The organism is Gordonia malaquae NBRC 108250, from assembly GCF_000344135.1.
In the GTDB taxonomy this organism is placed as follows: domain Bacteria; phylum Actinomycetota; class Actinomycetes; order Mycobacteriales; family Mycobacteriaceae; genus Gordonia; species Gordonia malaquae.
In genome coordinates, this window is the sequence record NZ_BAOP01000005.1 from 23,989 (window position 1) to 49,297 (window position 25,309).

23 protein-coding genes and 1 pseudogene are annotated in these 25,309 nt (G+C 67.3%); 9 read left to right on the forward strand and 15 right to left on the reverse strand.

Going from position 1 to position 25,309, the window contains the following annotated elements:
- Positions 1 to 10: 10 nt before the first annotated feature.
- Positions 11 to 466 (reverse strand): MarR family winged helix-turn-helix transcriptional regulator, encoded by a 456-nt coding sequence (locus GM1_RS04815; RefSeq protein WP_052005317.1) that lies wholly within the window; start codon positions 464 to 466, stop codon positions 11 to 13.
- 104 nt (positions 467 to 570) lie between these two features.
- On the opposite strand from GM1_RS04815, the gene GM1_RS04820 reads away from it, so the two are divergent.
- Positions 571 to 960 carry a DUF5313 family protein gene (locus GM1_RS04820; RefSeq protein ID WP_008376986.1) on the forward strand — a complete coding sequence of 130 codons (390 nt, stop codon included), beginning with the start codon at positions 571 to 573 and terminating at the stop codon, positions 958 to 960.
- Positions 961 to 971: 11 nt separating this feature from the next.
- On the opposite strand, the gene GM1_RS04825 is transcribed toward GM1_RS04820, so the two are convergent.
- On the reverse strand, positions 972 to 1,622 hold the full coding sequence (locus GM1_RS04825; RefSeq protein WP_008376987.1) for a TetR/AcrR family transcriptional regulator: 651 nt from the start codon (positions 1,620 to 1,622) through the stop codon (positions 972 to 974).
- Positions 1,609 to 2,806, reverse strand: a pseudogene (locus GM1_RS04830) (acyl-CoA dehydrogenase family protein). The gene GM1_RS04825 and the pseudogene GM1_RS04830 overlap by 14 nt, the downstream one beginning before the upstream one ends.
- Before the next feature lie 193 nt (positions 2,807 to 2,999).
- On the opposite strand from GM1_RS04830, the gene GM1_RS04835 reads away from it, so the two are divergent.
- The 3 genes from GM1_RS04835 (at position 3,000) to GM1_RS04845 (ending at position 6,750) form a co-directional block, all read left to right on the forward strand.
- Complete coding sequence (locus GM1_RS04835) at positions 3,000 to 3,698, forward strand: P-loop NTPase family protein (RefSeq protein WP_008376990.1); 699 nt, start codon at positions 3,000 to 3,002, stop codon at positions 3,696 to 3,698.
- Complete coding sequence (locus tag GM1_RS04840; protein WP_008376991.1) at positions 3,698 to 5,707, forward strand: YhgE/Pip domain-containing protein; 2,010 nt, start codon at positions 3,698 to 3,700, stop codon at positions 5,705 to 5,707. Before GM1_RS04835 ends, GM1_RS04840 begins: the two co-directional genes overlap by 1 nt.
- An 89-nt stretch (positions 5,708 to 5,796) precedes the next feature.
- Entirely contained in the window at positions 5,797 to 6,750 is a 954-nt protein-coding gene (locus GM1_RS04845; RefSeq protein ID WP_008376992.1) for a putative endonuclease domain-containing protein, read from the forward strand.
- Between the two features lie 60 nt (positions 6,751 to 6,810).
- Here the strand turns inward: GM1_RS04845 and rnhA are convergent, their stop codons facing one another.
- The 4 genes from rnhA to GM1_RS04865 are packed head-to-tail and all read right to left on the reverse strand — an operon-like array spanning position 6,811 to position 9,056.
- Positions 6,811 to 7,269, reverse strand: coding sequence for a ribonuclease HI (gene rnhA / locus GM1_RS04850; protein WP_008376994.1), 459 nt, complete (start codon positions 7,267 to 7,269; stop codon positions 6,811 to 6,813).
- Between the two features lie 22 nt (positions 7,270 to 7,291).
- The gene (locus tag GM1_RS04855; RefSeq protein WP_008376996.1) at positions 7,292 to 7,624 is read right to left on the reverse strand and encodes a YidH family protein; all 333 of its coding nucleotides are present in this window, start codon (positions 7,622 to 7,624) and stop codon (positions 7,292 to 7,294) included.
- Positions 7,621 to 8,148, reverse strand: coding sequence for a DUF1697 domain-containing protein (locus GM1_RS04860; protein WP_040519524.1), 528 nt, complete (start codon positions 8,146 to 8,148; stop codon positions 7,621 to 7,623). Before GM1_RS04860 ends, GM1_RS04855 begins: the two co-directional genes overlap by 4 nt.
- A gap of 14 nt (positions 8,149 to 8,162) precedes the next feature.
- Positions 8,163 to 9,056, reverse strand: a complete 894-nt coding sequence (locus GM1_RS04865) for a LysR family transcriptional regulator (RefSeq protein WP_008376998.1) — start codon at positions 9,054 to 9,056, stop codon at positions 8,163 to 8,165.
- 97 nt (positions 9,057 to 9,153) lie between these two features.
- Here GM1_RS04865 and GM1_RS04870 point away from each other — a divergent pair, with 97 nt between their 5' ends.
- The gene (locus GM1_RS04870; RefSeq protein ID WP_040519565.1) at positions 9,154 to 10,173 is read left to right on the forward strand and encodes an EamA family transporter; all 1,020 of its coding nucleotides are present in this window, start codon (positions 9,154 to 9,156) and stop codon (positions 10,171 to 10,173) included.
- 111 nt (positions 10,174 to 10,284) lie between these two features.
- Here GM1_RS04870 and GM1_RS04875 read toward each other — a convergent pair whose 3' ends face one another.
- From GM1_RS04875 to GM1_RS04905, 7 genes are all read right to left on the reverse strand, one after another.
- Positions 10,285 to 12,204, reverse strand: a complete 1,920-nt coding sequence (locus tag GM1_RS04875; RefSeq protein ID WP_008377000.1) for an ABC transporter ATP-binding protein — start codon at positions 12,202 to 12,204, stop codon at positions 10,285 to 10,287.
- Positions 12,201 to 13,934, reverse strand: coding sequence for an ABC transporter ATP-binding protein (locus GM1_RS04880; protein ID WP_008377001.1), 1,734 nt, complete (start codon positions 13,932 to 13,934; stop codon positions 12,201 to 12,203). The genes GM1_RS04875 and GM1_RS04880 overlap by 4 nt, the downstream gene beginning before the upstream one ends.
- A 52-nt stretch (positions 13,935 to 13,986) precedes the next feature.
- Complete coding sequence (locus GM1_RS04885; RefSeq protein WP_008377004.1) at positions 13,987 to 14,778, reverse strand: family 1 encapsulin nanocompartment shell protein; 792 nt, start codon at positions 14,776 to 14,778, stop codon at positions 13,987 to 13,989.
- Between the two features lie 39 nt (positions 14,779 to 14,817).
- Positions 14,818 to 15,825 carry a Dyp-type peroxidase gene (locus tag GM1_RS04890; protein ID WP_008377005.1) on the reverse strand — a complete coding sequence of 336 codons (1,008 nt, stop codon included), beginning with the start codon at positions 15,823 to 15,825 and terminating at the stop codon, positions 14,818 to 14,820.
- 104 nt (positions 15,826 to 15,929) lie between these two features.
- Positions 15,930 to 16,892, reverse strand: a complete 963-nt coding sequence (locus GM1_RS04895; RefSeq protein WP_008377007.1) for an alpha/beta hydrolase — start codon at positions 16,890 to 16,892, stop codon at positions 15,930 to 15,932.
- 187 nt (positions 16,893 to 17,079) lie between these two features.
- Complete coding sequence (gene pgfA / locus GM1_RS04900) at positions 17,080 to 18,687, reverse strand: cell envelope lipid trafficking protein PgfA (RefSeq protein ID WP_008377009.1); 1,608 nt, start codon at positions 18,685 to 18,687, stop codon at positions 17,080 to 17,082.
- Complete coding sequence (locus tag GM1_RS04905; RefSeq protein WP_008377010.1) at positions 18,684 to 20,075, reverse strand: ABC1 kinase family protein; 1,392 nt, start codon at positions 20,073 to 20,075, stop codon at positions 18,684 to 18,686. Before GM1_RS04905 ends, pgfA begins: the two co-directional genes overlap by 4 nt.
- Positions 20,076 to 20,189: 114 nt before the next feature.
- On the opposite strand from GM1_RS04905, the gene nadB reads away from it, so the two are divergent.
- The 4 genes from nadB to GM1_RS04925 all read left to right on the forward strand — a co-directional run bounded on the left by nadB (position 20,190) and on the right by GM1_RS04925 (position 24,341).
- A complete protein-coding gene (gene nadB / locus GM1_RS04910; RefSeq protein ID WP_008377012.1) occupies positions 20,190 to 21,779 on the forward strand; it encodes an L-aspartate oxidase in 1,590 nt (529 codons plus the stop codon).
- 58 nt (positions 21,780 to 21,837) lie between these two features.
- Complete coding sequence (locus tag GM1_RS21515; protein WP_008377013.1) at positions 21,838 to 23,127, forward strand: hypothetical protein; 1,290 nt, start codon at positions 21,838 to 21,840, stop codon at positions 23,125 to 23,127.
- Positions 23,128 to 23,216: 89 nt separating this feature from the next.
- Positions 23,217 to 23,537, forward strand: coding sequence for a metal-sensitive transcriptional regulator (locus GM1_RS04920; RefSeq protein WP_008377016.1), 321 nt, complete (start codon positions 23,217 to 23,219; stop codon positions 23,535 to 23,537).
- Positions 23,538 to 23,807: 270 nt separating this feature from the next.
- Entirely contained in the window at positions 23,808 to 24,341 is a 534-nt protein-coding gene (locus tag GM1_RS04925) for a hypothetical protein (RefSeq protein ID WP_040519525.1), read from the forward strand.
- On the opposite strand, the gene GM1_RS04930 is transcribed toward GM1_RS04925, so the two are convergent.
- On the reverse strand, positions 24,342 to 25,298 hold the full coding sequence (locus tag GM1_RS04930; RefSeq protein ID WP_008377020.1) for an alpha/beta fold hydrolase: 957 nt from the start codon (positions 25,296 to 25,298) through the stop codon (positions 24,342 to 24,344).
- Positions 25,299 to 25,309: the final 11 nt, after the last annotated feature.

Sequence of the window (25,309 nt, forward strand, 5' to 3'; positions counted from 1 at the left end):
GGGCAGAACGTCAGGCGCCGTCCGCACGCAGGGCGGCGGCGTTGACCTTGGTGAGAACGGCGTGCAGCTCTTCGAGGTCGGACAGGTCGACGCCGAGTGCGTCGACCACCTGTCCGGGGATGCTCAGTGCTTGTTCTCGTAGGGCCGCGCCCGCGTCGGTGAGAAGGATCTCGACGATTCGCTCGTCGTCGACGTTGCGTCGACGAGTGATCAGTCCGCCGGCCTCGAGGCGTTTGAGCAGGGGAGACAGTGTCGCCGAGTCGAGCTGCAGGAGGCGGCCGATGTCCTTGACCGGAAGCGGCGAGTCCTCCCACAGTGCCAGCATCACCAGGTACTGGGGGTGTGTGAGTCCGAGGGGGTCGAGGACCCGGCGGTAGATCTTGAGCACCGACCGATTGGCGACGGCGAGCGCGAAGCAGACCTGCCGATGCAGTTCGAGGGGATTGCCGTCGATCACAGTGCTCATGGACACAGAGTAGCCCCAATCGATCGTGCGCTATTGAATCGCGCATTGATTCGTGCAATATTCAATAGCGCACTACTTGAATCGACGTCTGTGAGGACCCGGAGATGAGCGCTCGCCCGAACCCGCTGCAGTGGATCGCCTACGCGTACGGAGCGAAGCTCCCCGAGGCGCAGCACGAGTGGGTCCGCAACGATCTCACCGGCCGGTTCGCCACCCCGCGGCACCTGATCCGCGCTCAGTTCTGCTTCCTCCCGATCTACCTCGCGTTCTACTTCGGGTTCGGCGGCGACTGGTGGATACGGGCGCTGATGGTGCTGCTCGCCGCGATTCTCGCGTTCGTCTACTCGGTGTCGTACAAGGACCAGAACCGCGTGCGCAGGCTCCAGCAGCACGGGCTCGGGAACTCGCCGCTCACCCAGCGGCAGCTCGCCGACGCCGCCCTCGCCAAGCAGAAGTACGAGGCCGCCTACGCGGCTCGCCGAGAGGCGCCCTGAGTCGATGCCGGTCACGTACGGGCATCGCCCCCGTCATCGCGGTCGTGGAGCCCGGCGAGAATCAATCGGTGCATCACCTCGACGGTGTCGGCCGTCGACGTCGTGAGGGCGGCAGGCCACTTCGATATCTGTTCGGACGTGTGGAATACGAACATGTGCAGTATGCGAGGGTCGATGTCGGACCGGATCTCTCCGGACTCGACAGCGTCGTGGACCAGGGCGGCCCAGAACTCGGAGAACCGCTCCAGAGATGGGCGGAGACGGTCGCGCATCTCCTTCGGGACGTCCCGATAGTTGCGGATGTGGGCGGCCGACAAGTTGCCGACCTCGATTCGGGCCCGGATGAAGCTGCGGACAGCAGTCGACAGCCGCTCACCCGGCGTTGCGGTCTCCGGCAGGTCGTCGACGGCGCTGTAGACGGCTCGGTGGATCAGCGCGCCCGCCTCGCCGAGAGCGGCCTCCACCAGTTCGTCCTTGGACCCGAAGTAGTAGTAGAGACTGCCGATCTGCATGCCTGCCTCGTCGGCGATGGCCGACAGTCGGGTGTGCCCGAACCCGGTCTCGGCGAGGACCTTCGCGGCCGCGGTGATGATGCGAGCGCGAGTGGCCTCCGACTTCGACTGCCGACGTCCGGCCGTCCCGACGGGATCAGTGGTCGGCATGCATCTCCAGCAGGCGACGTCCGATGATCATGCGCTGGATGTCGGCGGTGCCTTCTCCGATCAGCAGCATCGGCGCCTCGCGGTAGAGGCGTTCGATCTCGTACTCCTTCGCGAAGCCGTAGCCGCCGTGGATTCGAAACGCGTCCTCGACCACGTCGCGGCAGTACTCCGATGCGAGGTACTTCGCCATGCCCGCTTCGAGATCGTTGCGCTCACCTGTGTCTTTGATGCGGGCGGCCCGGACCACCATCTGATGTGCGGCCTCGACCTTGGTGCCCATCTCGGCGATGCGGAACAGGACGGCCTGATGCTGGGCGATCGGTTTGCCGAACGTCTCGCGCTGCTGGGCCGTACGACGTCCCGAGTTCGAACGCCCGGTGCGCGACCCCGACGGCCCGCGCCGCGACGTTGACGCGCCCCACCTCGACGCCGTCCATCATCTGATAGAAACCTCGCCCCGGTTCGCCGCCGAGGATCTCGGCCGCGTCGATCGAGTAGCCGTCGAAGAGGAGTTCGGTGGTGTCGACACCCTTGTATCCCATCTTCTCGATCTTTCCCGGGATGGTGAGTCCGGGCGCGACCTCGCCGAAGCCGGGAGTCTTCTCGATCAGGAAGGTCGTCAAGTTCTGGTGCGGGCGGTCCTTGCCCTCGGGGGTGCGGACGAGCACGGCGACGAGGGACGACGTGCCGCCGTTGGTGAGCCACATCTTCTGGCCGTTGATCGTGTACCCACCGCCGTCGTCCGGGATGGCGGAGGTCGTGATCGCGGCGACGTCGGACCCGAGACCCGGCTCCGACATCGAGAACGCGCCGGTGAGTTCACCCGCCGCGAGGCGCGGAAGATACTTGTCCTTCTGCTCCTGCGTACCGTGCTGCTGCAGCAGGTAGGCGACGATGAAGTGGGTGTTGATGATGCCGCTGACGCTCATCCACCCGCGGGAGATCTCCTCGACCACCAGCGCGTATGTCAGCAGTGATTCGCCGAGCCCGCCGTACTGTTCGTCGATGGTCAGCCCGAAGATGCCTATCTCCTTCATCGTCGCGACGATGTCGGCCGGGTACTCGTCGGCGTGCTCCAACTCGGTCGCGACCGGCAGGATCTGACTGTCGACGAAGTGTCGGACGGTGGACAGGATGTCGCGCTGAACGTCGGTCAGGTCGGCTGTTGCGCACAGTGTGCTCATGAGGCTCCTCGCGTGACTCCGATGCGATCGGAAGGCCCGTCCACAAATCTGCAAAACCTTTAGAAAATCGACTCTACATACGCCCCGGCGGCGGTGGCGTGACCTCCGCCACCGTAAATCTGACAACGTCTGTTCGCACACTCTACGGCCGGTCTGAATCGTGACCTGGACGTTTGAGCACTAGTCTCCAGGCATGACCATCGCTGACCAGCCAGCAGTCGTCGCCCGGGGGATCACACAACGAGGGCCGTGGGGACCGGTCTACGGGCCGATCGACCTCGACATCCCCACGGGCGGGCTCACCGTGCTGCGTGGACCTGCAGGATCGGGCCGCACCGCCCTGCAGATGACGCTTGCGGGTCGAATGAAGATCAAGGGCGGCGAGCTGTCGGTGTTCGGGCGCTCGGGGGCGAAGCAGATCTTCCGGATCGCCGGACTGGCGGCTGTCGACGAACTCGACGCCGTGTACAACGCGGTGCGCGTGGTGGACCTGATCACCGAGCAGATCCGGTGGGATGCACCGTGGTACCGACTGATCGGCAAAGCCGGGGCCGACGACCTCGAACGTCTCGGCCGCCCGGTGTTCGGCGACCTGCCGCTTCCCGACCTCGACGAATACGTCGACGACCTGTCCGAGCTCGACCGGATGCTCCTGCGGATCGCGCTCGCGAACACGAAGCGTCCGCCGTTGTTGGTGGTCGGAAGCATCGACCAGGTGACCAGCGATGTGAACCAGCGGGTCCTGGTGCGACGTCTCGCTCACCTCGGTGAAGCACAGACGGTGATCACGTCGACCGTCAACCCGCTGCCCGACGACCTCGGCCATCGCCTCGTCATCGATGTCCCGAACTTGACGCACGACGAACTCACCTCCGGGGAAGGGAAGCGCTGATGTTGGCTGGAATGTCCCTCGGGACCGAGCTCAAGCGGTATTCGAAAGGCGCGATGCCCCGCATCGCGATCGTCACCGTCATCCTGATGCCGCTGCTGTACGGCGCCATGTACCTGTGGGTGTTCTGGAATCCGTTCGACGAAGTCGCCAAGGTCCCTGTCGCGCTGGTCAACGAGGATGCCGGGGCGTCTGCCCAGGGTAAGACGTTGAACGCGGGCGAGCAGGTGGAGACCGAGCTCGTCGCGTCGGGCAAGCTCGGCGTCAATGTGACCGATGCGGCGGACGCCGCGGACGGTCTGGCCCACGGCCGTTACTACTTCACGATCACCATTCCGAAGGACTTCAGCTCGTCGATCGCCTCGGCGACCACGAAGAATCCGCACAAGGCGCAGGTCGACTTCCAGTTCAACGACGCCAACAGTTACCTGGCCGGGATCATCGGTCAGAACGCGGCGGCGCAGGTCACCGCGACGCTCAACGACAAGATCGGCCAGCAGGCCGTCGACCAGGTGCTCGTTGGGCTCACCACCGCCGGTGCCGGTCTGACCAGGGCCGCCGACGGTGCGGACCAACTCGCCACAGGTCTCAAGACGGCGGACGACGGTGCCCAGAAGCTGGCCTCCGGCGCCGACGAACTGGCCACCAACATGGTGACCGCGCGCGACGGTTCGGCCAAGCTCGCGGACGGCGCCGGTCAGCTCGCCGACGGCATCAACTCGGCTGCAGGGCCGTTGAAGGCCACGCTTGCGCAGGTGGCGAGCTCGGGGATCAAACCCACGCAGTACGCGGCCGACGCCGCTCGTCTGACTCGGGACATGTCGAGTGTGCTCGACGTCGTCGGACAGGTCGGCGCAGGGCAGTCGCAGGCCGAGCAGGTGCTCACCGGGGTGATGACCCAGCTGCGCAACAGCAGGGACCCGAACGCCCGCGCCCTCGCGAACTCGCTGAAGCCGGTGCAGACGTTCCTCAAGACACAGGGTGTCGATCCGTCCACCACGCAACGCGTCGACAATCTGTCGCAGCAGTCGCGCGCGCTGTCGCGGCAGTTGGGTGACAAGAACTCCGGGCTCTACGGGATGCTGGCGATGCTCGAGAACGGTCAGCTCGCGGGCAAGTTGGGGCAGCTCACCGACGGTGCGAATCAGCTGAAGGACGGGTCGGCCGCGCTCAATTCCGGTCTGATCCAGCTCACCGACGGAAGCAACCGACTGGCGACGGGGGCCGCACAGCTCGCGGAGGGCACGCCGAAGCTCTCGGCGGGCGCGGATGAGCTGTCGAAGGGGCTGTCGGACGGCGTCAAGCAGATCCCCGACTTCGGTGACGACGCGCAGCGTCAGAAGACGGCGGCGAATCTGTCCCAGCCCGTTGCGTTGAACGAGTTCACCCACAACAAGGCTCCGACGTTCGGCGCTGGTTTCGCGCCGTTCTTCCTGCCGCTCGCCATGTTCATCGGCACCATCATCATCTGGATGATGATCAAGCCGCTGCAGGCGCGTCCGGTGGTCAACGGCCTCGGCGGCCTCCGCGCGATCCTCGCGTCGTACTGGCCTGCCGTACTGATCGCGATCGCGCAGGTGGTCGTCATGTTCCTGGTCGCGCACTTCGCGGTCGGCCTCGACCCCGCACACCCGCTGGGGATGGTCGGTTTCATGCTCCTCGTCTCCGCCGCGTTCCTGGCGCTGATACAGATGTTCAACTCGGTGCTCGGCGTCGCCGTCGGACGCGTGGTGTCCTTGGCCTTCCTGATGGTGCAGATCGTCGCGTCCGGCGGCATATATCCGGTGGAGACGACGGCGAAACCCGCGCAGATCCTGCACCCGTACGACCCGATGGGGTACGCCGTCACCGGTATGCGACAGCTGATCTCCGGCGGCGTCGACTACCGCCTCGGCATCAGCGTCGCCGTCCTAGCGGCCGTGATGCTCGGCAGCCTGGCCATCAGCTCCTGGGCCGCGAGACGAAACCGGCAGTACACCATGGAACAGCTCTACCCGCCGATCCAGGTGTAGACCCTTAACCTGTCGTTTGGTGTCGGCCTGTGCCACCAAACGACAGGTTCGTCGGCGACGCCGTACCTGTGGACAACGGTGTTTACCGATTGGCCCTTATTTGCCACGATTCGGGCGTGGCCACGACCGCCGATCTGAACGTCGCCGATGTCCTCTCGATGCAGGACGGCGTCATCGCGCGCCGACAAGCCATCAAATGCGGCTACACGCCGAACGACATCCGTCGTCTTGTTCGGCGTCGTGATTGGACAGTGGTTTTCGCAGGCGTCTACGTCAATCACACCGGACCGCTCACGTGGCGTCAGCGCGCGTGGGCGGCTGTGCTCGATCTGTACCCGGCCGCGCTCGGCTACACGTCGGTTCTCCCGAATGCAGGCGCGACAATCCACGTTGTGGTCGCCGACGATCGGAAGTTCACGAAGCGACCGGGTGTTGTGGTCCATCGCCGATCGAACCTCGAGGAGGCTGTCGCGTGGAATCTGCAGCCGCCTCGGCTGCGTGTCGAAGAGGCGGTTCTCGACGTCGCATCGGCTGCGGCGTCGGAGATCGACACGATTGCGGTGCTCGCCGATGCGGTGAACGCTCGCGTCACGACCGCTCAACGACTTCTCGCTTGTCTCGCTAAACGAGGCCGCTATCGTCGCCGCGCTTTCGTTCGTGACGTGCTGACAGACATCGCTGCCGGCACGTGCTCGGTGCTTGAGCATCGCTACCTCACCGACGTGGAAAGGCCGCACGGCCTTCCGGCTGCGATCCGGCAGGCCCCGACGACGTCCGGGCGAAAAGGCTACCGGGATCTGGACTATCCGGACGCTGGAGTCGTCGTCGAACTTGACGGATGGCGCTTCCACAACAGTGCACGCGACCGGGACGCAGATATGGAACGGGACCTAGACGCCGCCGTCAGTGCGAACCGTCTCACCTTGAGGCTTGGTACAGGGCAGGTTATCGGGCGGCCGTGCTCCACGGCCGCCAAGGTGGCTCGTGCGCTGTCCGAACGCAGCGCTCTGACATCGTTCCACAAGTGCCCGAAGTGCCGCTGACCTGCCGTTTGGTGTCATCTGGTGGCACCAAACGGCAGGCAAGGTGCGTTGAAGCGCTGGTCACCCCTTAAGAGCGCGGGCGGCGGAGGTGGCGAGGGTGTCGGCGATCTCGTTGTACTTGTCGCCTGCGTGGCCCTTGACCCAGCGCCATTCGACGGTGTGCTTGTCCTCGGCGTCGATGAGGTCCTGCCACAGGTCGGCGTTCTTGACGGGCTGCTTGGACGCCGTCTTCCAACCGTTGCGGACCCAGCCCGCGACCCACTTGGTGATGCCGTTCCGGACATAACTGGAGTCGGTGTAGAGGATCACCGTCGACGGGCGAGTGAGAGCGTTCAGTGCCTTGATCGCCGCCATCAGCTCCATGCGATTGTTGGTCGTGTCGGGCTCCGAGCCGGAGATCTCCTTCTCGACGTCGCCGTACCGGAGGATCGCACCCCAACCGCCAGGGCCGGGGTTACCGAGGCACGCACCGTCGGTGGAGATCTCGACGGTCTTCGCGGAGGAGTCGGGTGCGCTCATGATGGACCAGATTACCGGGCGGTCATCGAGCGACCGCGAACACGACCGCCAGCACCACGAAGGCGCCGACGAGCACCCAGATCCCGACTGGTCCAGGCATCGGCCCGCCGTCGGAAAGGGCACGCGTGACCCGCTGCCATCTCCACGCGCCGAGGGCCGCCGACGCGCCGCCGAGCAGTACCAGCGACACTCCGAGCGTCGTCTGCAGGACAGGGGAGGCGAAGTCGCCGACCACGTGCAACACGGCGACGCCGGCGGCGAGGAGCCCGAGCGCGGTCCGCAACCAGGCGAGCAGGGTCCGTTCGGCGGCCATCGTGAACCGGGCGTCGACCGACCCCGGCGGCTGCTCGGTCACGCCCGCGCCCGTTCGACGAGCGTCGCAGTGGTCCGGAGGTTCCGGCCGGTCCCGGTGACGCCCAACAGTTTCGCGATCTTCGCCGGCGTGAGCTTCGTGGCGCCCGCACCCTCCGGGTAGTCGATGTGCAGGTCGGCGCCGATCACCGCGAACCGTTCCCCGCCGCCGAAGTCGGTCGCGCAGAACGCCTCCGCCGCGTCGGCGTCAGGCACGCCGGTCAGGAAGTAGATGTGCGCATGCTTGCCGCCGGTGAACGGAGATGCGGCGAGAGCCGCGGCGACCTCGTCCGGCGTCCGACTGATCACTTCGCGGAAGTACCCGAACTCGTCGGAGATCGCCTGTTCGAGGGCACGGTCGAAGGAGTCCGGATCACCCGGCGGAGTGCACAACAGGTTGCCGGACGCGATGTACGTCGACACGTCCGTGGCGCCGAGGTCGGATGCGATCGTGCGAAGCCGTTCCATCGGGAGCTTCGCGCCGCCGACGTTCACGGCGCGGAGCAGGACGATGCGCGATGCGGGCATGCCTCGACGGTAGTTCACCCGCGGGCGGCGTGTGCCAGCGCGGACCGGAAAGCACGGATCGACGGATGACCCGATCGCCCGGCCCGAGCAGCCGTGTACAGACGGCGGTGGGGATTGCCGGGCAGCGACGCGAGCCGTGTTCCGTGCAGGTGGGCGTCGGCGATGAGCGACGGCAGCAAGGCGACGGCGTGACCACTGCGAACCAGATGCGCCTGGAGGAGCGGATCCGGTGTGTCGAAGCGGACGTCGGGCTCGAAGCCCGCCGATCGGCACACGTCGCGCGACCACGCCCCCATCGCCAGATCCGCGGGGTCGAGTGCCCACGGGGCGTCGGCCAACTGCGTCACGTCGGCCGGCAGGTCGGCGAGCGGGCCGTGGGACGGCATCGCCAAGAGCAGCGGATCGCGGAGGAGATCCTCACGGTCGATTCCGGAGCGGATCTCATGGGGTCCACCCGGGAACTCCTCGCCGAGGACGACGTCGAACTCGTGCGCGAGGAGTCCGCTGCTGCCGAGAACTTCGTCGCGTTGCGTGATCTCGACCTGCAGCAGCGGATGCCGCTCGGCGAGGAGAGTGAGCGCTGCGGGGGCCAGCTCGAGAACAACCGACTGGAACGACGCCACCCGCAGGACTCCTCTCACCTCGGGCTGTGCCGCCGCCAACTCCGACTCCGCGAGCTCGAGGCGCGCGAGAATCGCCTCCGTGTGACCGACCAGGGTGATCGCCTGATCGGTCAGCCGGACGCCGCGCCCGACCTTCTCGAGCAGTTGGACCCCGGCCTCCTTCTCGAGTTGGGACAACTGCTGAGAGACGGCCGACGGTGTGTACGACAGGGCGTCGGCGACCGCGGCGAGAGTTCCGCGCAGGTGCAGTTCGCGGAGCACTCGGAGGCGTGCGACGTTCAGCATTTCGGGCCCTTCAACACATCAGAACTGCTAACCATTATCCGCCAGAGACATTCGCTGGACTGATCGTATCGTCGGGCGAAGAGTGGATCTCGTGAACATGAAGGTTGGCGAGGCTCGCACGGGCGCGGCGGTGGCGATGATCATCGGCTCATGCGTGTCGCTGCAGTTCGGAGCAGCGATGGCCGTGCACCTCTTCGACGACGTCGGCTCATGGGGCGCCACGCAGTTGCGGCTGACGATCGCGGCGCTCGTGCTGGCCGCGATCACCCGACCGAGAGTCCTCCGGTGGGACAGATCCCAGTGGCGTGCGGTGGCCGCGTTCGGCGCGGTGCTCGCCGCTATGAACGGCTCATTCTACGCCGCCATCGACCGCATCCCACTCGGCACCGCCGTCGCCATCGAATTCCTCGGCCCGCTGATCCTGTCGGCGGTCCTGTCGCGCCGCCGCACCGATCTGCTGTGGGTCGGTCTGGCGTTCGTCGGCATGATGCTGCTCGGTGTGGACAGTGTGCTCGGCGCGACGTCGCTCGACCCGATCGGTGTGCTGTTCGCGTTGCTCGCCGGCCTCTTCTGGGCCGGCTACATCCTCGCGGGCGCCAAAGTGAGCGCCCGCGTACCGGGTACGGGTGGTCTGGCCGCGGCCCTGGTGATCTCATCGATCGTGCTGCTGCCCATGGGAGGAGCCGCCGCGGCACCCGCAGTCGGCGACTGGCGTCTGCTCGCGCTCGCCGCGGGCACCGCGCTCCTGGGCTCGCTCATCCCGTACTCGCTGGAACTGAGCGCCCTGCGCCGCCTGCCGAAGAACGTGTTCGGCGTCCTGCTGAGCCTGGAACCCGCGATCGCCGCCGTCGCAGGCTTCGTGCTGCTTCACCAACCGATCGGCGTCCTCCCATCGCTAGCCATCGCGGCGGTCATAGCCGCCAGCGTAGGAACGACGATGAGCGCGGAAACAGGAACGAGCGGAACAGACAGCACCATGACGAGAGGGGAACGACGCAACCGGAAGAAGACACCACAACGAGGTCAGCGGGCGGAGACGTCCGCGGAGCCCTCCGCAGCGCGCGAGCCGATAGGCGAGCCCGCGAGGACTGCCGAGGCGGACGTCTCCGCCCGCTGACCGGGGGAAGGGGACGCCTTTCGACTCGCTTCGCTCGCTCAAGGAGCAGTTGGGCGAGCCCGCGAGGACTGCCGAGGCGGACGTCTCCGCCCGCTGACCGGGTGGGACGGGTCAGGTGACGGCGGCGGAGAACTGGGCGGAGTAGAGGCGGAAGTAGGCGCCTTCGGCTTCGAGGAGCGACTCGTGTGAGCCCTGCTCCACGATGTGTCCGTCCTCCATGACCACGATGACGTCGGCGTCGCGGATCGTGGAGAGGCGGTGCGCGATGACGAAACTGGTGCGGTCGGCACGCAGGTTGGCCATCGCCTTGCCGATCAGGAGTTCCGTGCGGGTGTCGACGGAGCTCGTCGCCTCATCGAGGATCAGCACCGTCGGCTTGGCGAGGAAGGCGCGTGCGATCGTGATGAGCTGCCGTTCACCCGCGGAGACGCCGCCGCCCTCGTCGTCGAGCACGGTGTCGTACCCGTCGGGCAGCGTTTTCACGAAGTGGTCGACGTGACTGATCCTGGCCGCCTCGAGGACCTCCTCGCGGCTGGCGGTCGGGTCGCCGTAGGCGATGTTGTCGTAGATGGTCCCGCCGAACAGCCACGAGTCCTGCAGCACCATTCCGGTGCGTTCGCGGAGGTCGTCGCGCGACATGTGCGAGGCGTCGACGCCGTCGATCCAGATGGTCCCCTCATCCACCTCGTAGAAGCGCATGATCAGGTTCACGAGAGTGGTTTTGCCCGCGCCGGTCGGGCCGACGATGGCGACGGTGTCGCCCGCTTCGGCGGTCAGGGACAGGTTCTCGATCAGCGGGCGGTCGTCGACGTACCGGAACGAGACGTCGTCGAACACGATGCGGCCTCGGCTGGCCTCCGGCGACTCCGGCTTCTCGGGATCCGGGGCCTCTTCGGGCTCGTCGAGGACGGAGAAGATGCGTTCGGCCGACGCGACACCGGACTGCATCAGGTTGAACATCGACCCGATCTGGGTGAGCGGCTGCGTGAACTGCCGTGAGTACTGGATGAACGCCTGCACTTCGCCGAGGCTGAGTTGGCCGGACGCCACGCGCAGGCCGCCGACGACGGCGACGGCGACGTAGTTCAGGTTCCCCAGGAACATGATCGTCGGCATGATGATGCCGGAGATGAACTGGGCACGCCACGACGATTCGTAGAGCGCGGTGTTGCGTTCGTCGAAGTCGGCTTCGACGGCTTCCCGACGACCGAACGCCTTGACGAGCTCGTGGCCGGTGAATGCCTCTTCGATCTGTGCGTTGAGCGCGCCGGTGGACGACCACTGGCCGATGAAGTGCGGTTTGGAGCGCTTTGCGATCATGCCGGTCGCGATAGCCGCGATCGGGACGGTGGCGAGGGCGATCAGCGACAGCAGCGGGGAGATGCTCAGCATCATCGCGAGGATCGCGATCACCATGAGCACAGAGTTGAGCAACTGGCTGATCGTCTGCTGCAGCGACTGCGAGAGGTTGTCGAGATCGTTCGTCACGCGGCTGAGGAGGTCGCCGCGCTTGGACTCGTCGTAGAACGACAACGGCAGGCGATGGATCTTGGCCTCGATGCGGCCGCGCAGGTCGGTGATCGTGGAGACGACGACCTTGTTCAGCAGGTACGCGCCGAGCCAACCGAACAGCGCCGACGCCACGTACAGCGCGAGAACGATCGCGAGGATCCGTCCGACGGCACTGAAGTCGACTCCGTGTCCCGGCACGACGTCCATCGCGGAGACCATGTCGGCGAACGTGTCGTGGCCCGACTGGCGGAGCCCGTCGACGGCCTCGTCCTTGGTGAGTCCGGCAGGCAACTGCGATCCGATGACACCCGAGAACAGTTCGTCGGTGGCGTCGCCGAGGACCCTCGGCGAGTAGGCGTTGAGTGCGACGGAACCGATGATCGACACGACGATCACGGTCATCATCGTCCGGTACGCGCCGAGGTGGCGCACGAGCCGCTTCAGCGATGGTCCGAACGAGTCGGCCTTCTCCATCGACGGCGTCATTCCGGGCGGGCCGGCTGCTCCGGGGCGAGTCACTGTGCGGCTCCGATCGACAGCTGAGATTCGGCTATCTCAGCGTAGGTGGGACACGATTCGAGCAGTTCGTCGTGCGTTCCGATGCCGACGACGGTGCCTGCGTCGAGGACGACGATCTGGTCGGCTCCGGTGATGGTCGAGATGCGCTGCGCGACGACGATCATCGCGGAGTCGCGAGTGGCGGGCGCCAGGGCGGCGCGCAGTCGGGCGTCGGTCGTCAGGTCGAGGGCCGAGAACGAGTCGTCGAACACGTAGACGGCAGGACGGCGGACGAGGGCGCGTGCGATCGCCAACCGCTGTCGTTGCCCGCCCGACACGGTGGTGCCGCCTTGCGAGATCGCGGTGTCGAGACCGTCGGGCATCGCCCTGACGAAGTCTGCGGCCTGCGCGACTGTCAGCGCCTCCCACAATTCGTCGTCGGTGGCGTCGGGCTTGCCGTGCCGGAGGTTGGTGGCGACTGTCCCGGAGAAGAGATACGGCCGCTGGGGGACGACGCCGATGCCCGACCGCAGCAGGTCGGGATCCTGATCGCGGACGTCGACGCCGCCGATGCGCAGCACTCCGCCGGTCGTGTCGAGCAGGCGCGGGATCAGGTTCACCAGAGTCGTCTTGCCTGATCCGGTGGAGCCGACGATCGCCGTCGTGGTGCCCGGCGCGGTCGTGAACGACACCCCGCACAGGACGGGTTCGGCAGCGCCCGGGTACCGGAACTCGACGTCGTCGAACTCGACGATCGCCGCGTCGGCGGTCTGCTCCTCCCCCACTGCGGGCGAGTGCACCGACGACTCGGTGTCGAGGACCTCGCAGATGCGTTCAGCGCACACCCCGGCACGCGGGGCCATCATCGCGAGGAACGACGCCATCATCACCGACATCATGATCTGCATGACGTAGCTGATCATCGCCGTGAGTGATCCGATCTCGACGGACCCGTCGTCGACGGCGTGTCCACCGAACCAGAGGACGGCGATCAACGTCAGGTTGGTGATCAGCATGACGGCGGGGAACATCAACGCCGTCATCCGCCCGACCTTCAGCGTCGCCTCGGCGAGTTCGTCGTTGGCGACGCCGAACCGCTGGGTCTCGTACCGTTCGCGGACGAACGCCCGGACCACGCGGATGCCGGTGATCTGTTCGCGCATCACGCGGTTCACGTTGTCGATGCGTTCCTGCATCGAACGGAACGCCGGGATCATCCGGCCGATGATCAGACCCATCGTGATGCCGAGGACGGGCACGGCCACGACGAGGACCCACGAGATCGGGAGCGCGACGTGCATGCCCATCGCGATGCCGCCGATGCCCATGATCGGCGCGGTCACCAGGATGGAGATCGACATGACGGCGAGAAGCTGCACCTGCTGCACGTCGTTCGTGGTGCGGGTGATCAACGACGGCGCGCCGAACCGTCCGACCTCGCGTGCGGAGAACTCGTTGACCCGATGCAGGAGGTCGTGGCGCATGTCGCGGCCTGCGCCGAGGGCTGCCTTCGCACCGAAGTACATCGCGGCCACCGAGCACACGATCTGAACGAGCGACACGAGCAGCATCCACCCGCCGGTCGACAGGATGTAACCGGTGTCGCCTGCCGCGACTCCGCGGTCGATGATGTCGGCGTTCAAGGTGGGGAGATAGAGCATCGCCGCGGTCGCCACCAGTTGGAGGGCGATCACGGCGATGATCAGACTGCGGTACTTCGTCAGGTACATGCGAAGGAGTCGGATCAGCACCCGATCGACCCTACGCACTCCTCGGCGTCACGGCACCTCGAATACCGCGCCGTCAGGTGAGCGCGACGGCCGCCTCATCGGTGTAGTTCAAGTAGGTGAACGACTCGGTGAAGTACAGGTTGACCACATCGGCGTCGTGCGAGTCGTAACCGATGGACACGTCCTGGCCGATGGTCAGCTCAAAATCGCCGCCGCGAGTCGACACCAGGTAGCCGCCGCTGATGGCGGGAGCCCACACGATCTCGCCGTCGACGAGGAGCCGCCGCAGGTGCTCGCGGATCGGGTAACCGTGGTTCGACGTCTCGTTGACCAGCGCGAACAGGTCCGCCGACAGGGCGAGAGAGTACGGGCCGTCGACGGATGCGAGACGCAGCGCGTTGATCGCCTGGCTGAGGGCCTCCGGGTAGTCGCGGACGTCCTCGGGAAGTGCGATCTTGGTGGCGCCTGCGGCCATTCCGGCGATGCTCGCCGCCGAGTAGCCGGAGAAGATCGCCCGGTCCTCGGCGTGTGCGAGGTCGCGAGCCGCGTTGACCACCGGGTCCCAGTCGGAGTCGGCAGCACCGCGCTCCACGTCGTCGATCGCTTCGCGGGTGATGGTGAACGGCACCTTCAGTTCAACGAGCGGCTGCGCGTTGCGCAGGTACGCCTGGATGCCGTCAGCGGGTGCGTCGATCTTGGTGCGATGGCCGATGGTCACCGAGTCGGTGTCGAGGCCGAGCGGGCCCTTCACATCGACGAGCCGACGTCCGGCCACGTTCCGCTTGAACGAGCGGGTGGCCTCCTCCTCGATCTCGGCCCAGGCGGCGCTGGAGATCGGCGCGAGCTCGCGGTGCAGATTGGTCATGGGTGGTGTCCTTTCAATCCGTCGTTCACTTCGGTGGGGTCAGCGGAGCGATCCGATGCCGAGCGATCCGTCGGACGGTCCGACAGTTGTCGGTTGTTCGGCTGGTTCGGTCTCGGGAGCGGGCGGCAGGTCGGCCAGGAACTCGGCCGTCGGGGCGAAGAACTGGGTTCCGGTGACCGCTGTGGTGAAGTCGAGCAGCCGGTCATGGTTGCCGGGCGGGTCGCCGAGGAACATGTGGCGCAGCATCTCCTCCGTGATCGCCGGGGTCTTCGAGTATGCGATGAAGTAGGTGCCCTTCACGCCGTCGCCTGCGATGTCGCCGTACGGCATGTTGTCGCGGACGATGTCCTGCGGCTTGCCGTCGACGTCGGGGAGGTTCGTCAGTGCAGTGTGAGCGTTCGACGGTTTGGTGTCGTCGTCCATCTCGACGTTCTCGAGCTTGCTCCGTCCGATCGCGTCCTCCTGATCGGAGGTCGGCAGCGCATTCCATTCCGAGAACTCGGTGACGTACCGCTGCACGGCGACGTAACTGCCGCCCGCGAAGTCGGGATCCTGATCGGGGTCGACGGTGATCGCGGAGACGGCGTCCGGACCGTTGGGGTTCTCGGTGCCGTCGACGAACCCGATCAGGTCGCGCATGTCGAAGTACCGGAAGCCGTGAGTCTCGTCGACGGTGGTGACGGCGTCGCCGAGCTGTGTCGTCCAGAGCCGTCCGACCTCGTAGGCGAGGTCGGCGCGGTCGGACTTGATGTGAAGAAGCAGATCGCCCGGGGTCGCGGGCGCGGTGTGGACCTCGCCCGTCAGTTCCACGAACGGGTGCAGCTCTGCCGGACGAGGTCCCGAGAAGAGCCGGTCCCACGCATCCGACCCGATCGCGACGACCGCGCACAGTGTGGCGTCCGGAACGCGCGACGACACGGTGGTCACGATGCCGGCGAGGCCTTCGAGTGCATCACGTGCGGCCTGCTCGCCACCGTCGTCGACGGTCACCACCAGGAACACCGCCGTCGGCGTTTTACTCGTCAGAATGTGCTGTCCGGTACCCACTCGTCCACCCTAGCTCGGCCTGCTGACTCCAGTGCTGACACGCCGACGGCCGGCGACCCACGAGGGGTGCCGGCCGTCAGGTTCCGCTCGACGAGCGGAGAGGATCAGAAGAAGGCGGGGCGGAAGGTCGAGGCCCACGACTCCTTGAAGCGTGCCTGCCAGTAGTCCCACCAGTGCGCGCCGTCGGGCGAGATGTGCGTGGTGAGGCGGACGCCCGGGACCGTCGCGAGACGCGCGATGTACAGCTGCGAGCTGGTCGACGCGGCGACCTCGAGCGGAACCATCTGAGCGAACTTGGTCGCGTTGAAGTTCGGGCTGCCCGGGGTGAGCGACGAGTCGTACTTGGAGCCGACGCCGGTGCCCGACGACACGTACACGCGGTGGCCTGCGAGGTTGCCTGCAGTCAGGAACGGGTCGTTGGCGGCCCACTCGCCTGCGGGCCAGACACCCCACATGTTGACCGGGTTGCCGCCCATCTCCATGACGGAGGCCTGGATGCCCTGGCCGAAGCCGGGCATCGTGACGGTCGGGTAGCCCGAGTACGAGGCGACGGCCTTGTAGAAGTTCGGGTGGCGCGATGCGAGGTTCAGCGCCGCGGTGCCCGACATCGACAGGCCGGCGACACCGTTGCGGCGGTTGTCACTGCCGTGGTTCTTCTTCATGTACGCCGGGAGCTCCCGGGTGAGGAAGGTCTCCCACTTGTTGAGGCCGAGCTTCGGGTCGCGACGCTCCCAGTTGGTGTAGAAGCTGCCGCCGCCGCCGAACGGGATCGCGACATTGGTGCCCTTGCCGACCATGAACTGGTCGACGTTGGTCTCGATGAGCCAGCCGCTGTTGTGCTTGGGGGCGCGCAGGCCGTCCAGCAGGTAGAGGGTCGGCTTCGACTTGCCTGCGCCGCCGTCGATGATCTTGACGGGGACGCTGCGGTGCATCGCGGCGGACCAGACGTTCTCGACGACGCCCGCGGCCTGAGCCTGCGGTGCGGGGGTGACGACGACGGCAGCGGTGGCAGCCGTGGCCAGTGCGAGCACACCGGCAGTCAAGCGCTTACGGGCGCTGGAGAGCATTCGGTTTTCCTTTTCGTCTGCGACGGCCGAAGCCGCCGGAAGATCGTAATCAAGGGACTGAGACCGGCCCGATCCCCCGTTCGGTCGTTCAGCGTAATCGAATCGTGATGGTGTGTCCAAAGCAGAGACATGGCTCGCCACCTGCCTTTGTCGGACGTTCCTCCGGTAGTTCACGCTGCTCGCGCCGCTACCGATCGCGGTTCTGGTCGGGGTTGGGCATCGGTCGGGTGGGGTCGGCGAACGGCGACCGGAACGCTCCGGTGTCCGTGTCGTCGAGGGGGCTCGGCGCCACGTGGCCTGGCGTCTGGGCGTCGGGTGCCTCGTGGCGAGGTTGCCACTCCGACTCCTGGGGGACGGCGCGCTGCCACTGCGACTGATCCGGGAGCACCGTGGTCTCGGGGGCGTCCGGCTCCACAGAGGGGATGACCGTCGTGTCCGGCGCAGGCGCGTACGGTGCCGCGAACGTCGGCCGCTGATGGTTCGGATCGCCGAACGACGACGGGTCGTACGTGTACGCGCCGTCGGTGACCGCGTACGACGTGGTCGGCGTCTCGTCTGCGGGGGCCTTGTCGAGGGCGACGGCGGGCGGAGCGCCGCTTGTCGGCTCGTCGAGGGTCGGCTGGTCCTGCGGGTCCTGGGGATCGTCGCCTGAGGTGGCGGGCTTCTTGCGACCGCGCCAGACGAGGAACACCCACGCGAGGAGCAGGAGACCGCCGAGGACACCCAAGATGATCGGCACGTACGTGCCGCCCCACTTGAGGAGGTTCACGTAGTGCTTCGCGCGGTCGGTCTGCTGCGCGACCGTCTCGTCGGACCACTGGAACGTCGCCTTCAAGGCGTCCATGCGGAACTCGCGGATGGCGCGAGGGGTCTCCGAGCTGTCGTCGGGCGACTTGAAGTACTGGTGCTGCTCCTCGAAGCCGGACACGATCGTGCCGGTCACCGGCTCCACGTACACGTGGCGAGTCGCGGCGCCGTAGCGGTGCATCTCGACCATGTCCTTGGCCTTGACGCCCCGGCCGGTGATGCCCCACCAGCTGGCGGGCATGTTCAGGATCGTGCCGAGCGCGGCGTCGCCCTGCGGGTTCGGCAGGTCGGACAGGTCCTTCTCGGGCACGTCGGCCTCGAAGTGATAGGTCTTGACGCCGTTGATGACCTTCTCCTCCACGAACTTCGCCGGGGAGTCCTGGCGCGTGTTCGTGTCGAAGTAGTAGTACTCGCGCTTCTGCACGTTGAAGCCGAATTTGTACTGGAAGCCCTTGCGGTCGTCGAGACGGACCGAGGCGTCTTCGACGTTGCCGCCCTCAGGGACCGACTCGAGCTGCAGCGAACTGACAACACCGTTCGGGACAGAGGTCTTGCGGTTCACCGACACGCGGTCGACTGTCGCCGTGAGCAACGCGTCGTCGCAGGCTCGCTCGCCGTCCGTCGACATCGTCAGGTCGCGTTCGGTGCCCGCGGAGTCGCGGACGCGGTCGATGCGCACGGTCTGCGCCGACTGAAGGGTGGCCTGGTCGGCGTCGGACGGATCGACGATCACCGAACGGCGCTGCTGAGTCAGGTGCGCGTCGAACTGCGCCGCCTTCTTCTTGGTCACCGAACAACGGTCGAAGATGACTGCCGGGAAGCGGTCGCCGGTCTCGCCCTGGGCCGGGACGGTCGTCGCGACCGACGTGATGTCGAGGTCGAGCGGCACCACCTTCAGCTTCGGCACCAGGTAGATGGGAATGACGACGGCTGCCGCGATGAACGCGACGCCGAAGAACGCGGTGAAGGCCAGTAGGACGCGCTTCATTTCAGACGGCTCCTTCGATCACGTTCGGCTTCCTTCATGATCCCGGCCATGTAGCCGTAGATCTCTCGGTCGCTGATCGCCTTCCATCGAGGCGCAAGCAGCTTCATGTACTTCTCAACGTAGAGCAGTTGCTTCCCGACGAGCACGAGCTCGCGTGGCAACCGCGCGTCGTGCGCCTTCGCCACGGCCGCGAGCTGCCTGCCGAGGTCGGTGTAGCTCATCGATCCGAGTTCGGTCGTCGACAACGGCGAGGTGACCTTGCGCAGGTCGTCGCCGCCCTTGGACGTCGAACCCGGATTGTGGACCGCGCCGAGCAGGAAGATCGCGCGGCCCGCGGAGTCGTAGTCCTGTTTCACGATCAGGTCGACGACGAGTTGTCGGAGGATGCGGCGAGTGCGGGCGTCGAAGCGTCCGACGATGCCGAAGTCGAGGAGGACCAGCTTGCCGTCGTCGTCGACGAGGACGTTGCCCGCGTGCAGATCGCCGTGGAAGAGACCGCCGTGGAACGCCGAGTCGAGAAGCGACAGCAGCAGATTGCGGACGAGCGCCTCCCCGTCGTGACCCGCCGCGCGGACGGCGGCTGCGTCGTCGATGCGGGTGGCGTAGATGCGTTCCATCGTCATGACACGCCGGGTCGTCAGTTCGGGGTGGACGCGAGGGACGCGAACGCGGTCCCCGAAGGGACCGGGCTGCAGACACTCGAACCACTCGGCCATCGTCGCGGCCTCATTGCGGAAGTCGAGTTCGGCGCCCAGGCCTTCTGCGAAGTCCTCGACGACGTGGCGGGCCGACAGCATGCGGCCGTACTCGGAGATCTCGACTAGACCCGCGAGTCGCTCGAGGATCGCGACGTCGGGTGCGAGGCGCCCGGCGATGCCGGGCCGCTGGATCTTGACGACCACCTCGTCGCCGTTGTGCAGCGTGGCGGTGTGGACCTGGGCGATGGACGCCGACGCGATCGGCGTCTCGTCGAACGTCGCGAACACCTCGTCGGGTGCCGCCCCGAGGTCTTCGACGAAGAGGGCCTTGACCTGGGCGAAGTCGAGGGGTCGAACCTGATCGAGGAGAGTCTCGAACTCATTGGAAAGCGTTGGACCGAACACGCCGGGACTGGACGCGATGAGCTGTCCGAGCTTCACGTACGTGGGGCCGAGGTGCTCGAAGGTGCGTCGGACCTCGCGGGCCACATCCGCCGCGCCGGGCGTCTGACCACGGAACAGGCCGCCGATGGCGCCGACGGCGAGCCGCCCCACTCCGGCCGCCGCGTGTACGGAGGTCGACGTGAAGCGGCCGACTTCGCTGATCGGCGACACGGCGGGCAGGGCGCCTCGGCCGGAGTCCGGATCGGGTTCGACGGTCGTCACGCCTGAGGAGTCTAGTTGCTTCATGGCCCCGCGTCCGATTCGTCATTGCCTCACGCCGCGCGCAGGACTACCGTCGAGCTGAGTTTTCGATTCTGAGTCGATAACTGGTTCGTGGTTGGAATCGGGCAGGAGCATGTCATGGGTGCACGCACGGAACGTCGTGCCGACCTCGTTGTGATCGGTGCGGGAATCGCCGGACTCACGGCCGCATTGTCGGCGGTCGACGCAGGGCTGGACGTCGTCGTCCTCAACAAGGGCCAGCGGTGGAACCCCGGCGACGCTGAGCACCCGACCTCGACCTTCTACGCGCAGGGCGGGATCGCCGTCGTCGATCCCGCCATCGGCGACGACTCGATCGACCTGCACGTCACCGACACGCTGAACGCCGGCGCGGGTCTCACCGATCCGACGTCCACCAGGCCGATTCTGACGGACGGCTGGCCTGCGGTGAGCCAGCTCGTCGACCGGGGCGCGCACTTCGACACCGACGCTCAAGGGCGATTCCTGCGCACCCGCGAGGGTGGCCACAGCGTCCGCCGCATCATCCATGCGGGCGGTGACGCGACCGGCGCGCGCGTGCAGCAGGCCCTCGGGGAGGCCGCCGGGCACGCTGGGCTCACCGTGCTGGACGACACGTGGGCGTCGGACGTCCTCGTGCACGACGGCGAAGTGGTCGGTGCGGCGTACGTGACGGCGGGTGTGCCGGGTGTCGCCTGGGCGCCGACGGTCCTGCTCGCGACCGGAGGGGTGGGCCACGTGTATGCCGCCACCACAAATCCGGCGGGTGCCACCGGAGACGGCATTGCGCTCGCGCTCCGAGCCGGTGCGGCCGTCGCCGACCTCGAGTTCGTGCAGTTCCACCCGACCATGCTGTTCGTCCCGGGAGCTCGTGGACGCCGGACGCTCGTCAGCGAGGCGGTTCGCGGTGAAGGGGGCAGGCTCGTCGACGTGAACGGCCAGTCGGTCACCGCCGGGGTGCACCCGCTCGGTGATCTCGCCCCGCGTGACGTGGTCGCTCGCGCCGTCGCCGCGGCGATGGAGCGGACGGGCGCGGACTGCGTCCACCTGGACATCACCGGTGTCGCCGACTTCGCCGACCGCTTCCCGACGGTCACCGCGGGCGTCCGTGCGTCGGGTCTCGACGTGACCGGCGGTTATCTTCCGGTGGTTCCCGGTGCGCATTACCTGTGCGGCGGTGTCGCCACCGACGGCGACGGCCGGACCGATGTGCCGGGACTCCTCGCCGCGGGTGAGACCGCCCGCACCGGACTGCACGGTGCGAACCGGCTCGCGTCCAACAGCCTTCTCGAAGGTCTTGTGATGGGTCGACGCAGCGCGGTCGAGGCGGCCGCCAGGGTCGGCAGGCGTGTGGTCGAGGTCGACGTGCCCGAGTCGGGTGCGGCCAGAGTCTGCGACCGGACGGCCCTCCAGGACGCGATGTCGCACGACGTCGCCCTCGACCGTGACGCTGGTGGGCTTGAATCGGTCGCCGCGCTGCTCGACGGTTCGCCGTTGCGTCCGAGGACCGATCTGCGGTCCGCGGAAGACGCCGCGCTCACGCTCACCGCCCGTGCGATCGTCGCCGCGGCGCTGCATCGTGAGGAATCGCGTGGTTGCCACCAACGTGCTGATCACCCGGCGACGTCGGCGGATCCGGTGTCGCGGCAGTTCGTGCTGGACGGCGATCGGCTGGTCGCGGCGCGCGAACGCGCCGTGCCAACCTCCTAGATACCGCCCGGCAACCTCCGTACACTGCACACAGCAGCAGCCGGGAAGGGGTGTGTCCATGAGTGGTGGACGATGCTGGTCGTCGATCGTCGCCACGTCGGACGAACGCGCCGCCCTCAGTCTCGGACCCGACGCCGAGTGGCTCATCGGATGTGTCCTCTACGAAGGCCATCCCGGCGCCCACGCATCGGACGGTGACCAGCCGCATCACGGTCGTCGCCGATGGCTGGTCTGGGGCGACTTCGCGCGCGGCGCGCAGATGCTCCGCGATGAGGATCCCTGCCCGATGGCGGGCGTCGACGGTTCGCCGTGTCGCTTCTACCGGGGCCACAGCGGACCGCACAGTGTGGCCGCTCCCGCCGCACCGCCGGTCATGGAGGCTCCGCGGGTCGATCCGGCGTCGCCGATGGACCGCAGGCCCGCCGCAGCTGCGGCGTATGTGCCGCCGAGCCGCCCTTCGTTCCCGCCGACTGCGCCCTGGCCTGCGCCGTCCGCATTCGACATGGATCCCGACCCGCCGACCGAGACGTTCGCGCCGCTGCCCACCCCTCCCGGGTGGCCGCACGTCGTCGACTCCAGGACGGCGATGGACCGTCTCTTCGCCGACCTCCCGTCGCTCCGCCCCGAAGATGCGCCGTTCGTTCCTCCGTCGCCGGACGGCACCTGGCGCACCTTCGGGGACGCGCCGCCCACCCCGGTCGCCGCGATTCCGACCGATCCGGTCCCGGCTGAGCCCGCGGAGGTCGACGTCGTCGATGTTGAGGTCGTGGACGTCGACGAGGTGGACGTCGTGGACCCGCCGTCGGGCCCGGTCGACGACGTCCCGCCGATCGAGGTTCCCGACGGCGCAGTCGCCGTTCATCCGGAGCCGGTGATCATCACCTCCGAGGAGTCGGTCACCTCCGGTCCAGCGAAGTTCGTGCCCGCGGACGACCGGTCGGGCAAGCGGCAGAAGCACAAGCGCAAGAAGGTCGACAACACCTACGAGCCGTCGCTCGGCGACGACGCGCCGGGCGGCGCGACGACAGTCGTCTTCCGGGACGACCCCGACGCCACGCTGATGGAAGTCCGACCGACGTCCGACGCGGTCCTCACCACGTCGATCCTGCAGGTTATCGCCTCGAACGATGATCCTCTGCGGATGGGGGTGCCGACGACGCTGCGGCGTGCCGCCACTGCGACGCCCGAACTCACCGGCGCCGATCTCAAGGCGATGACCGCAGCTGTTCGCGGCGCCGCCGACCGCCTGCGCGACGAGGCGGCCGCCGACGATGCCAGGGAACTCCGCGAGGCGCTCAGGGATGTCGCCGGCACCATCGCCGAGATCGCGTCTCGACTCCCGGAGTGACGTCGTCCGATACCCCGCAGGGGTAGACGAAATCATCCCGAGCGGGTACAACTGATACCAGCGGGGGGGTATAGGCGAAAGGGTGGGCCATGTGCGCACACGACAACACTGACGAAGCCGACCACGGGCACCACGGCTACATCGGCAATCAGGCCGGATACGTCCGTCGTCTGAAGCTGATCGAGGGACAGGCGCGCGGCCTCCAGCGGATGGTTGAAGAAGAGGCGTACTGCATCGACATCCTCACGCAGGTGTCGGCGATGACGAAGGCGCTCGAGGCAGTGAGTCTCGGACTGCTGTCGGACCACATGAATCACTGTGTGGTGTCCGCCGCCCGCGAGAGCGACGAGGCGGCCGACGAGAAGATCGCCGAGGCGATGAAGGCGATCACGCGCCTGGTCAAGTCCTGACCCTCGTCAAATGTGCACGTGAGCGGTGTGACGGGTGACCCCATCCGCTCCTTTCCGCTCCATCCGCTCCCTTCAACGACATCCGCTCCCTCCGCGAAGGGAGCGGATGTCGCTGGAGGGAGCGGATTGCGTTTGTGGGGAGCGGATGTCGTTGAAGGGAGCGGATTCGGGGGCCATTGTCGGTCGCCGACTGATCGGGGTCTACCGATCGGGGCCGCGGGCGCGCAGACTTGAACGAGGCCGGGAACCCGAAGTCACGAGAGGTCCGTCATGAACGTTCGGAAGTCTTTGTCGATGGTCGCGGCCGGATGTGCGGCGACCATCGCGCTGGTCGCAGCCCCCGCGCCGGCGGATGCCGCTCCGAGGTGCCCGTCGACGGTCACCGCGGCGACGTCGAAGGCCGCGACGGTCTCGGCGCTGCGGAACACGTGCAGTCAGGCGGGTGTCGACCGACTGTTCCGCGCGGCGCAGGCGGGTGCTCTGCCGGTCGGCGTCTACAACGGACAGGCACGGCCGATCGGAGGCCCGAACAGCGGGGCGTCGTCGGCGATCGGCGGTGTGTGGGCGGGCAAGCGCTTCTACCGCGGATGGCTCACCAACCGGGTGCTCGGCGGAGAGGCGTTGCCGGCGAACGTCTATTACGGGCGTTCGGCGCTCGACGGGAAGCGCGTGATCCGCATCGACTACGCGCGCAGTGGCCTCGGAGGCCTGCACGACGAGATCCGCAGGCTCGGCAACGGTGTGTATCTCGGATACGGGTTCGACGGTCCGCGCCGCATCGTCACGTTCTGGGTCTGGCGGTAGTCAGAGCCCGTCGAGGAAGTCGACGAGGATCCGATTGACCTCGCCTGCGGCCTCCATCTGCACGAAGTGGCCGGCGCCGGGGATCACGTGCGTCGACTGCAATCCGGGCACACGGTCGGCGGTCTGGGCGAGGGGATCGGCGCCCATCATCTGCAGGACGGGATCCTGCGCGCCGACGATGAACGTTGTCGGCACGGCTACGGGGGTGTCGTGGAGGCCCGCGTTCTGCTCCCACACCAGATCTTCCGCGCGGTACCAATTGAGGCCGCCGGTGAAACCGGTGCGCGCGAACTCGTCGACGTACACGTCGAACTCCGCCTCCGACAGCCACGACCACGGGAGGGCGGGCGGCTCCGGCAGCACGTCGAGATACCCGTTGCCGTCTGACGGGAATCCCCAGCAGTCGAGGTAGCGGCCGTCACCGCTGAGGGCGTGGAACAGCTTCGCCAGGAACTCGCGGGGGCGGGCGTCGAGTTCGGCCTCGGCGACGCCTGGCCGCTGGAAGTAGTGCAGATGCAGAAAGTGCTGCTTGGCCATGTACTCGAACGCGACGCTGGGCCGCACCGGCATCCGTGCGACGCGCGGAACACTGAACTGCGCCAGTGCGACGACGCGGTCGGGTGCCCGCGCGGGCAGGTCCCACACCAGGTGAGCGCCGAAGTCGTGGCCGCCGAACACCGCTCGGTCGATGTCGAGGGCGTCGAGCAGGCCCACCATGTCGGCGACAGTGTGCGTGCGGTCGTAGACGCGGACGTCGGTCGGGGCCGAGCTCGCGCCGTAGCCGCGCATATCGGGTGCGATCGCGCGGTAGCCGGCGTCGGCGAGTGCCTGCATCTGGTGTCTCCAGCTGTAGCCGAGGCCGGGGAAGCCGTGGCACAGCACGATCGGATCGCCTTCGCCCTGTTCGGCGACGTGCATCGTGATGTCGCCGACGTCCACCGTGTGGTGTCTGATCATCGCGACTCCTC